At 69.5% G+C, this 7,573-nt stretch carries 10 protein-coding genes; 6 read left to right on the top strand and 4 right to left on the bottom strand.

The genetic code is table 11. The features are described from left to right. Positions 1-15: 15 nt before the first annotated feature. The gene (locus L324_RS16125; protein ID WP_037308289.1) at positions 16-1,080 is read right to left on the bottom strand and encodes a DmpA family aminopeptidase; all 1,065 of its coding nucleotides are present in this window, start codon (positions 1,078-1,080) and stop codon (positions 16-18) included. Next, positions 1,077-1,688 carry a TetR/AcrR family transcriptional regulator gene (locus L324_RS16120; RefSeq protein ID WP_037308288.1) on the bottom strand — a complete coding sequence of 204 codons (612 nt, stop codon included), beginning with the start codon at positions 1,686-1,688 and terminating at the stop codon, positions 1,077-1,079. Before L324_RS16120 ends, L324_RS16125 begins: the two co-directional genes overlap by 4 nt. A gap of 151 nt (positions 1,689-1,839) precedes the next feature. On the opposite strand from L324_RS16120, the gene L324_RS16115 reads away from it, so the two are divergent. After that, positions 1,840-3,216, top strand: coding sequence for an APC family permease (locus tag L324_RS16115; protein WP_037308286.1), 1,377 nt, complete (start codon positions 1,840-1,842; stop codon positions 3,214-3,216). A 1-nt stretch (position 3,217) separates the two neighbouring features. Here L324_RS16115 and L324_RS16110 read toward each other — a convergent pair whose 3' ends face one another. Next, positions 3,218-3,784 (bottom strand): helix-turn-helix domain-containing protein, encoded by a 567-nt coding sequence (locus tag L324_RS16110; protein WP_037308297.1) that lies wholly within the window; start codon positions 3,782-3,784, stop codon positions 3,218-3,220. Positions 3,785-3,852: 68 nt separating this feature from the next. Between L324_RS16110 and L324_RS16105 the strand changes: the two genes are divergently transcribed. The 5 genes from L324_RS16105 (at position 3,853) to L324_RS16085 (ending at position 6,969) form a co-directional block, all read left to right on the top strand. After that, entirely contained in the window at positions 3,853-4,566 is a 714-nt protein-coding gene (locus L324_RS16105) for an AzlC family ABC transporter permease (protein WP_037308284.1), read from the top strand. Beyond that, complete coding sequence (locus L324_RS16100) at positions 4,566-4,886, top strand: AzlD domain-containing protein (protein WP_005159089.1); 321 nt, start codon at positions 4,566-4,568, stop codon at positions 4,884-4,886. Before L324_RS16105 ends, L324_RS16100 begins: the two co-directional genes overlap by 1 nt. A 54-nt stretch (positions 4,887-4,940) precedes the next feature. Continuing rightward, positions 4,941-5,570 (top strand): pyridoxal 5'-phosphate synthase glutaminase subunit PdxT, encoded by a 630-nt coding sequence (pdxT, locus tag L324_RS16095; protein ID WP_037308278.1) that lies wholly within the window; start codon positions 4,941-4,943, stop codon positions 5,568-5,570. Between the two features lie 51 nt (positions 5,571-5,621). Next, positions 5,622-6,371, top strand: coding sequence for a YebC/PmpR family DNA-binding transcriptional regulator (locus tag L324_RS16090; protein ID WP_037308275.1), 750 nt, complete (start codon positions 5,622-5,624; stop codon positions 6,369-6,371). Positions 6,372-6,438: 67 nt separating this feature from the next. Next, positions 6,439-6,969: a DUF4262 domain-containing protein gene (locus L324_RS16085; RefSeq protein ID WP_037308272.1), complete on the top strand. Its 531-nt coding sequence runs from the start codon at positions 6,439-6,441 to the stop codon at positions 6,967-6,969. 115 nt (positions 6,970-7,084) lie between these two features. Here the strand turns inward: L324_RS16085 and L324_RS16080 are convergent, their stop codons facing one another. Then, complete coding sequence (locus L324_RS16080; protein WP_037308269.1) at positions 7,085-7,531, bottom strand: cupin domain-containing protein; 447 nt, start codon at positions 7,529-7,531, stop codon at positions 7,085-7,087. Positions 7,532-7,573 lie beyond the last annotated feature (42 nt).

Here is a 7,573-nt window from a genome sequence, read left to right as displayed (position 1 = left end):
AGTCGGGGGGAGGGGTCAGAGGTGCCAGGGGGGACGGGGGAGGGCGGGGACCCGGTGACCTCGGTGGCCGGTCATCTCCTCGTTCGCGAACAGCGCGTTGAGTACCGCCTCTTCGGTCGCCTGCACCACGGCTTCGAAGAACGGGTCGAGCCTGCCCCACGGAACGAACCGGAGGTTCTCGTACTCTGCCTCCGCCGTCCGCGGGAACCGGCTGGTCAGCGCGCCGGGGTTCGCCGTGCTGAACGCGAGGAAGAGGTCGCCGGAGAAATGCGACCCGGTGGTGCCGGTACGGGCGAGGCCGAGCGGGACACGGCGCGCGAGCGACGTGCACTGCCCGGGGAGCAGGGGAGCGTCGGTGCCGACGAGCACGATCACCGACCCCGCGCCCGACGGTGCCGACCAGCCCTCCTCCATCGGATTGTCGTCGCCCAATTCGAGGCCGACCCGCGCACCGGCCACGGTGAGTTCGTGGCGCGAGCCGAAGTTGGCCTGTACCAACACTCCCACGGTGTACTCGTCGTCCCCATAGGACACCAGTCGTGATGCGGTACCGGTGCCGCCCTTGAAGCCGTAACAGGTCATCCCGGTTCCGCCCCCGACGGAACCCTCCTCGGGAACCCCGCCGCGCGCGGCGTCGATCGCGGCGATGGCGTGTCCACTGTGGATGGTCGGCGCGGTGCTGTCGTTGAGATAGCCGTCCCAGGTCTCGGCGACCACCGGCAGCAGCCATTCGGCCGCCACGTCGGGTCGCTCGCGGACCACCCAGTCGATCACGCCACGGTGGCACGCGCCGACAGCGTGCGTCGAGGTGATCAGCACCGGCAGGGTCAGCGACCCGGTCTCGGCCAGCCAGGCGGTGCCGGTCATCTCGCCGTTGCCGTTGAGCGCGTACGTCCCGGCGGCGCACGGCACGGCGAAGTCCGCACGTCCGCGCGGCAGGACGGCGGTGACCCCGGTACGCACGGACTCGCCCTCGACGAGCGTCGTGTAGCCGATCTCGACGCCGGGGACGTCGGTGAGCGCGTTGTGCTCACCGGTCCGGCCGGGCAGGGGGACACCCAGGTCGCGGGCGCGGGTCATGACCGTTCCTCCAAGGGGTTCGTGGTGGCGGTGCGGGCGTAGGAGAGCAACATCGCTTCGGCGGTGGCGGTCTCCAGCGTCGGCACGGCCTGGGTGAGGTGCAGGCCGTAGCCGTCCTCCAGCGCGACGAGGTTCCGCGCGATCGACACCGCGTCCGCGGTCAGGGTGAACTCGCCGGTGGCGGCGCCGGCTTCGAGGATGCCGGTGTAGATCCGCACCTGCTGCTCGAAGAGCGCGATGTGGCGTGCCGCGTACACGGGATCCCGGCGGGCGATCGTGCCGAGTTCGTAGAGCAGCACGCAGAGTTCGTCGTCCGGCCCGGTCGGCAGGCCGCTGCGGATCATCGAGCGCAGTCGCTGTCCCGGATCCGTTTTCGCGGCGGCCGCCTGTTCCCTCGCCGAGCAGAAGCGCGCCACCGCCTCCCGCTGCACCTCCTGGAGCAGGTCGGCGAGGGTGGGGAAGTAGTACAGGACCGAGCCCGACGACAGTCCCGCGCCCTCGGCGATGTCCCGTAGCCGCAGGTTCAGGACCCCGCGTTCGACGACGGCGCGCCGCGCCACCTCGATCAGTTCCGCTCGCCGTTCCGGTGCCTTGCTCGGTCTTGCCATGCCGCTCATTCTTCGAATCTTGTTCGAAAAACGCAAGAGCTGATCGCGGACAGGTCTTGACGTCACACCGAGAAAAGCCTTTGATGCGTGCTCAACAGTTCTTCGAAGGAGAGTCAAAGAACCGATTCCGCCAGCTCACAGGAGGTCGGCCGTGTCCACTCCCGCACTTCGCCGCGGTCTGCGCACCCTCGGCACGCTGCTCATCACGTTGTCCGCGATCAGCCCGGCCTCGTCGGTCTTCATCATCGCGCCGGGCGTCCTCTCCGGGGCCGGTACGGGCGCCTTCTACAGCTTCGTGGCCGCCGCGGTCGTCGGCGTCTTCATGGCCTTCGTCTACGCCGAACTCGCGTCGGCCTTCCCGCTGGCGGGCGGCGAGTACGCGATCGTCACCCGCACTCTCGGCAAGTTGCCGGGCTTCGCCGTACTGGGCCTGATGATCATCACGCAGGTGCTCATCGTCGCGGTGATCGCGCTCGGCGTCGGCACCTACCTCGGAGTGCTGCTGCCCGGCGTGCCCGGTCCGGTGATCGCCGCGGTGAGCTGCGTGGTCGCGGCCGTCGTCGGGGTGTTCGACATCAAGCTCAACGCCTGGGTCACCGGGATCTTCCTGGCGATCGAGATCCTCGCGCTGATCGTGGTCAGCGCGCTCGGGTTGCTGAACCCGGCCCGCTCGTTCGGCGAGCTGCTCACGCATCCGGTCGCTCCGGACGGCGGCCCGGCGACGGTCGGCGCGATCGCGATCGCCACCTCGGTCGCGATCTTCGCCTACAACGGTTACGGCTCGGCGGTGTACTTCGGCGAGGAGACGCAGGACGCCTCCCGCGGGATCGCCCGCGCGATCCTGTTCGCACTCGGCATCACGGTGCTCGCCGAACTGATCCCGGTGACCGCCGTACTCCTCGGGGCGCCCGATCTGAACGCGCTGTTCGCCTCGGAGAACATGTTGTCCCACTTCATCGACACGCGGGGCGGCGGCACGCTCGGCACGGTGATCGGCCTGACCGTCGCGCTCGCGATCATCAACGCGGTGCTGGCGATCGTCCTGATCAGCTCGCGGATGCTGTTCAGCAGCGGCCGCGACCGCGCGTGGCCATCGCCGGTCAACCGGGCGCTGGCCGCGGTGCATCCGAAGTTCGGCACTCCGTGGGTGGCCACCGTCGGCACCGGCCTGGTGGCCGCGCTGCTCTGCTTCGTCGATCCGAAGCTGCTGCTGGTGGTCACGAGTACGTCGATCGTGGCGGTGTACGCGGCGCTGTGCCTCGGCGCGATCGTCGGCCGCCGCACCGGCGCCACCGCGCACGCCCGCTACCGGATGCCGTGGTTCCCGGTCGCGCCGGTGCTGGCGCTGGCCGTGCTGGTGTTCGTCGTCTACCAGAACCTGCTCGATCCGGCCGTGGGACGGCCGAGCCTGATCGTCACGGCCTGCGTCGCCCTGCTGTCGATCGGGTACTACGTCTTCGTGCTGCGGCGGCGGGGCGGCTGGAAGCTCGCCGAGGTCGAGGAAGAGAAGGCCGAGGAGCCTGCCTGAATCAGGTGTACTCCGCGATCTCCACGCCGTAGGTGCCCGGTTCGAGCGCCTCGAAGATGTGCGGGATGTCGCCGGGGTAACAGATGTAGTCACCGGGCAGCAGTTCGACCGGATCGTCCTGCGGTCCGACCCTGGCCCTCCCGGCGCTGAGGATCATGTGCTCGACGATGCCGCTCATATGCGGATCCGAAAGCCGCGGCTTCCCGGGCTCGGCGCGGATCAGGTAGACGTCGCGCCGGGCACCGGGCGGGCAGGAGCTGAGCAGTGTGCAGGCGTAGTCGGCGTGTTCGGCGAACACGGTCGGCCCGCTGCCCGAGCGGATCACCTGCACGCGGGGGCGTTCCGGCTCGACCACCCGGGAGAACGGGACGTCGAGCGCGACGCACAACGCCCAGATCGTCTCGACGCTCGGGTTCCCGGACCCGGACTCCAGCTGGGAGAGCGTCGACTTCGCGATCCCGGCGCGTTTGGCGACCTCGGTGAGGGACAGCCCGGTGCGGGCACGCTCCCGGCGCAGGGACGTGGCGATGACGTCCAGTGGTGCGCCGTCGGACGCGGTCGGGGACATGCGTTCGCTCCATCGGTCGTTGCGTTCGCCTTGACGAACACGGTGGCGTTCGTTCATTGTATGACGCTATGCGTTCGATTTGGCGAACAACCGTCCGTGTCCTGGGGCGCGATCTCCTCCGTGACATCGGCCTGGTCTGCCTCGCCGACACCATTGTCGGGATCTCCTACGGTGCGATCGCGGTGGGCTCCGGCTTCCCGATCTGGGCACCGATGCTGCTTTCGGTGCTGGTTTTCGCCGGCGCCTCGCAGTTCATGTTCGTCGGCATCATCGCCGCCGGCGGCAGCCCGGTCGCGGCCGTCGCCGCCGGTCTGCTGGCCAACGCGCGGCATCTGCCGTTCGGCTTCGCGATCGGTGACGTCCTGGGGAAACGGTGGTCGTCGAGGGTGATCGGCAGCCACCTCATGATCGACGAATCGGTCGCGTTCGCCCTGGCCCAGCGCGACGAGCAGCGGCGCCGGGCCGCTTACTGGGTCTGCGGGATCGGGCTGTTCGTCTGCTGGAACGTCGGCGTTCTCGCCGGCGCGTACGCCGGGACCGCGATCAGCGACACCGACGCCTTCGGCCTCGACGCGGCCTTCCCGGCGGTCCTGCTGGCCCTGGTCCTGCCGTCGCTGCGTGACCGCGCCGCCCGGCTGCCGGTGTTCCTCGGGGTGGCCGTCGCGCTGGCGACCACGCCGTTTCTGCCAGCCGGGCTGCCGGTGCTGCTCGCGCTGGTCGGCGTACTGGCCGGTGTCGCGGCGAAGGAACCGGCCGACCGTGAACCCGAGGGAGTGCACTGATGGACCCGCTGGACTTGATCATCGCGGGCGGCGTGCTCGCCGCCGGTACCTTCGCCTTCCGGTTCGCCGGGCCGGTGCTGAAGGCGCGGTTCACCGTGTCGCCCAAGGCCGAGAAGCTGATGGCGCGCTCGGCCGTCGTCCTGCTCGCCGCCCTGGTCGCGGTCGCCGCGCTGACCGAGGGGCACGAGTTCGCCGGGTACGCCCGGCCCGCCGGTGTCCTGGTCGGCGGCGTGCTCGCCTGGCGGAAGGCGCCGTTCGCCCTGGTCGTCGTGGCCGCCGCCGCGACCGCCGCGCTGCTGCGGCTCGCCGGGGTCCCCTGACCTGCCCGTTCCCCGGGACGCCTAAGCTGGGGGGAAGGTCTTTCGGGAGGTCGAGTGGCGATCGCGACGGGGGCACGGCCGGTGGTCGGCGTGCTCGCACTGCAGGGTGACGTGCGGGAGCACGCCGCGATGGTGGAGCGCGCCGGTGCCCGTGCGCTGCCGGTCCGCCGCCCCGGTGAACTGTCCGAAGTGGACGGTCTGGTGCTGCCGGGCGGTGAGTCGACGACCATGTCGAGGCTGCTCGAGACCTTCGAACTGCTCGAACCCCTGCGCGAGCGCATCGCGGACGGACTGCCCGCGTTCGGCTCCTGCGCCGGGATGATCCTGCTCGCCCGCCAGGCCCTCGACGGACGGCCTGACCAGCGGCAACTCGGCGGCCTCGACGTCGTCGTCCGGCGCAACGCCTTCGGACGGCAGGTGGACTCCTTCGAGGCCGACCTCGACTTCACCGGTATCGAAGGCGGCCCGGTGCACGCTGTGTTCATCCGCGCCCCGTGGGTCGAAAAGGCGGGCGACGGGGTGGAGGTACTCGCCAGTGTCCCCGAAATACCGGGGCCGGACGGCGCGGACGCTAGGATCGTCGCGGTCCGGCAGGGGGCGGTACTCGCCACGTCGTTCCACCCCGAACTCACCGGGGACGAGCGCGTGCACAGGCTGTTCGTCGACCTCGTGCGGCAGGCTTAAGCAAAACCGACACTGTGCTCAGCGGCGGGCACAGGAGTAGATGGAGGAGAGATGAGCGGCCACTCCAAGTGGGCCACCACGAAGCACAAGAAGGCCAACCTGGACGCGAAGCGCGGCAAGCTCTTCGCCCGGTTGATCAAGAACATCGAGGTGGCGGCACGGACCGGCGGTGGCGACCCGGATGGCAATCCGACGCTCTACGACGCCATCCAGAAGGCGAAGAAGAACTCGGTCCCGCAGGACAACATCGAGCGCGCCCGCAAACGCGGCGCCGGTGAGGAAGCGGGCGGCGCCGACTGGCAGACCATCACCTACGAAGGCTACGGCCCGAACGGTGTGGCCGTGCTGATCGAATGCCTCACCGACAACAAGAACCGCGCCGCCATGGAGGTGCGGACCGCGCTCACCCGGAACAACGGCTCGCTCGCCGACCCGGGTTCGGTCGCCTACATGTTCAACCGCAAGGGCGTCGTGATCATGCCCAAGGGTGACGCGGCCGAGGACGACGTCCTCATGGCCGTACTCGACGCAGGCGCCGAAGAGGTCAACGACCTCGACGAGAACTTCGAGATCGTCGCCGAGGCCACCGACCTCGTCCCGGTCCGGAAAGCCTTGCAGGAAGCCGGTTTCGAGTACGAGTCCGCGGATCTCACCTTCCTGCCGTCGGTCAGTGTCCCGCTGGACGTCGAAGGCGCGAAGAAGGTCTTCAAGCTCATCGACGCGCTCGAGGATTGCGACGACGTGCAGAACGTGTACGCGAACTTCGACGTCTCCGACGAGGTCATGGCCGAGGTCGGCTGATCGTTTTTCCCGCCATGCCGTGGAAAATCCGTGCCGGGGCTAGGTGCGGGCACGGACGTGGGGCAGAATGTCGCGCGTGACGACCTCCGAAGCCGATGCCCTCACCGCCGAAGAAACCGAACTGATCCAGTGGATCGAGTCGCAGGCGAAGGCGAGAGGCAACGCGGTCATCGCGGTCGCGGGGGACGACGAGGAAGCGGGCTTCTGCTTCACCGCGTGCGCCTGGGCACTGCACAGTGTCGCGGAGGCGGTCGTGATCGGGCTGCCCGAGCAGATGGGCCCGGTGCTGCTCGACGCCTACGTCGACCGTGCGGCCAACGGCGAGATCTTCGAGGTCGGCAAGCGCTACGACGATTTCTTCGAGGGCGCGCCGGTGGTCTTCGAGCGGGTCGCGAAGGGGCACTATCCCGAGTACTTCGGGAGCGCGTTCCTGATCTACCCGGACGGGGACTTCCCGGCGCTGCAGCTGATCGTCGCCACACCGGACGGGCATTTCCCGTGGCATCCGGACGCGCCCGAGGGCTTCGCGAGGTACCAGCCGGTGCTGACCGAATCCGGCGACCCGGAGAGCTGGACGCCGGGCGTCGACGGTCCCTGAGGTCGCTGCTGAGCGTGCTATGAAAGGTCCTTTCCTTGCAAATTTTGCGAGGAAAGGACCTTTCCTGGCATCCGTCGCCCTGGTTCGCGGCGCATCCAGAGGACTAAACGCGGGCTCAGGGGAGCCAGGGCGCCAGGTCGTCCGCCGCACCCGGCCATTCCGCGGCCAGCGCCGCGGCGGGACGGAACTCCACGCTGTCGTCGGTGTAGGGCGGCACCACCACGGTCCCGGCCAGGCTCCACTCACCGGTACTCACCGACGCCTGCCAGACCCCGGCGGGCACCACCACCTGCGGACGCTGACCGGCCGCGACGTCCGGTCCCAGCACCGGCCGCGAGATCCGGCCGTCCGGGAACAACAACAGCATCCGGACCGGCGCCCCGGCGTGATGGGCGTAGATCTCCAGCCGGTCGAGCCGGTGCGGCGCCGAGGTTTCCGGCGGTACCAGCAGGTAGTAGATCGCCGACGCGGTTTCGTCGCGCCAGCTCTGCGCCCAGCGGCCACCTTCCACGGGCAGCGGCTGGAGACCCAGATGAGCGGTGAAGTCGGCAGGGCTCGGCATGTCTCCATCCTGCCGTCGATCGCTCCGGGTAGCCTCAGGCTC

Origin of the sequence: Amycolatopsis orientalis DSM 40040 = KCTC 9412 (genome assembly GCF_000478275.1) — a bacterium.
Classification (GTDB): Bacteria; Actinomycetota; Actinomycetes; order Mycobacteriales; family Pseudonocardiaceae; genus Amycolatopsis; species Amycolatopsis orientalis.
The sequence above is the reverse complement of the archived record's forward strand: the minus strand, read 5'-3'. Positions and strand labels throughout refer to the sequence as shown.

Bases quoted from the DNA above. Each gene is read 5' to 3' on its own strand.
- L324_RS16125 (WP_037308289.1), bottom strand. From the start codon at position 1,080: ATGACCCGCGCCCGCGACCTGGGTGTCCCCCTGCCCGGCCGGACCGGT.
- L324_RS16120 (WP_037308288.1), bottom strand. From the start codon at position 1,688: ATGGCAAGACCGAGCAAGGCACCGGAACGGCGAGCGGAACTGATCGAG.
- L324_RS16110 (WP_037308297.1), bottom strand. From the start codon at position 3,784: ATGTCCCCGACCGCGTCCGACGGCGCACCACTGGACGTCATCGCCACG.
- L324_RS16105 (WP_037308284.1), top strand. From the start codon at position 3,853: ATGCGTTCGATTTGGCGAACAACCGTCCGTGTCCTGGGGCGCGATCTC.
- L324_RS16100 (WP_005159089.1), top strand. From the start codon at position 4,566: ATGGACCCGCTGGACTTGATCATCGCGGGCGGCGTGCTCGCCGCCGGT.
- L324_RS16090 (WP_037308275.1), top strand. From the start codon at position 5,622: ATGAGCGGCCACTCCAAGTGGGCCACCACGAAGCACAAGAAGGCCAAC.
- L324_RS16085 (WP_037308272.1), top strand. From the start codon at position 6,439: ATGTCGCGCGTGACGACCTCCGAAGCCGATGCCCTCACCGCCGAAGAA.
- L324_RS16080 (WP_037308269.1), bottom strand. From the start codon at position 7,531: ATGCCGAGCCCTGCCGACTTCACCGCTCATCTGGGTCTCCAGCCGCTG.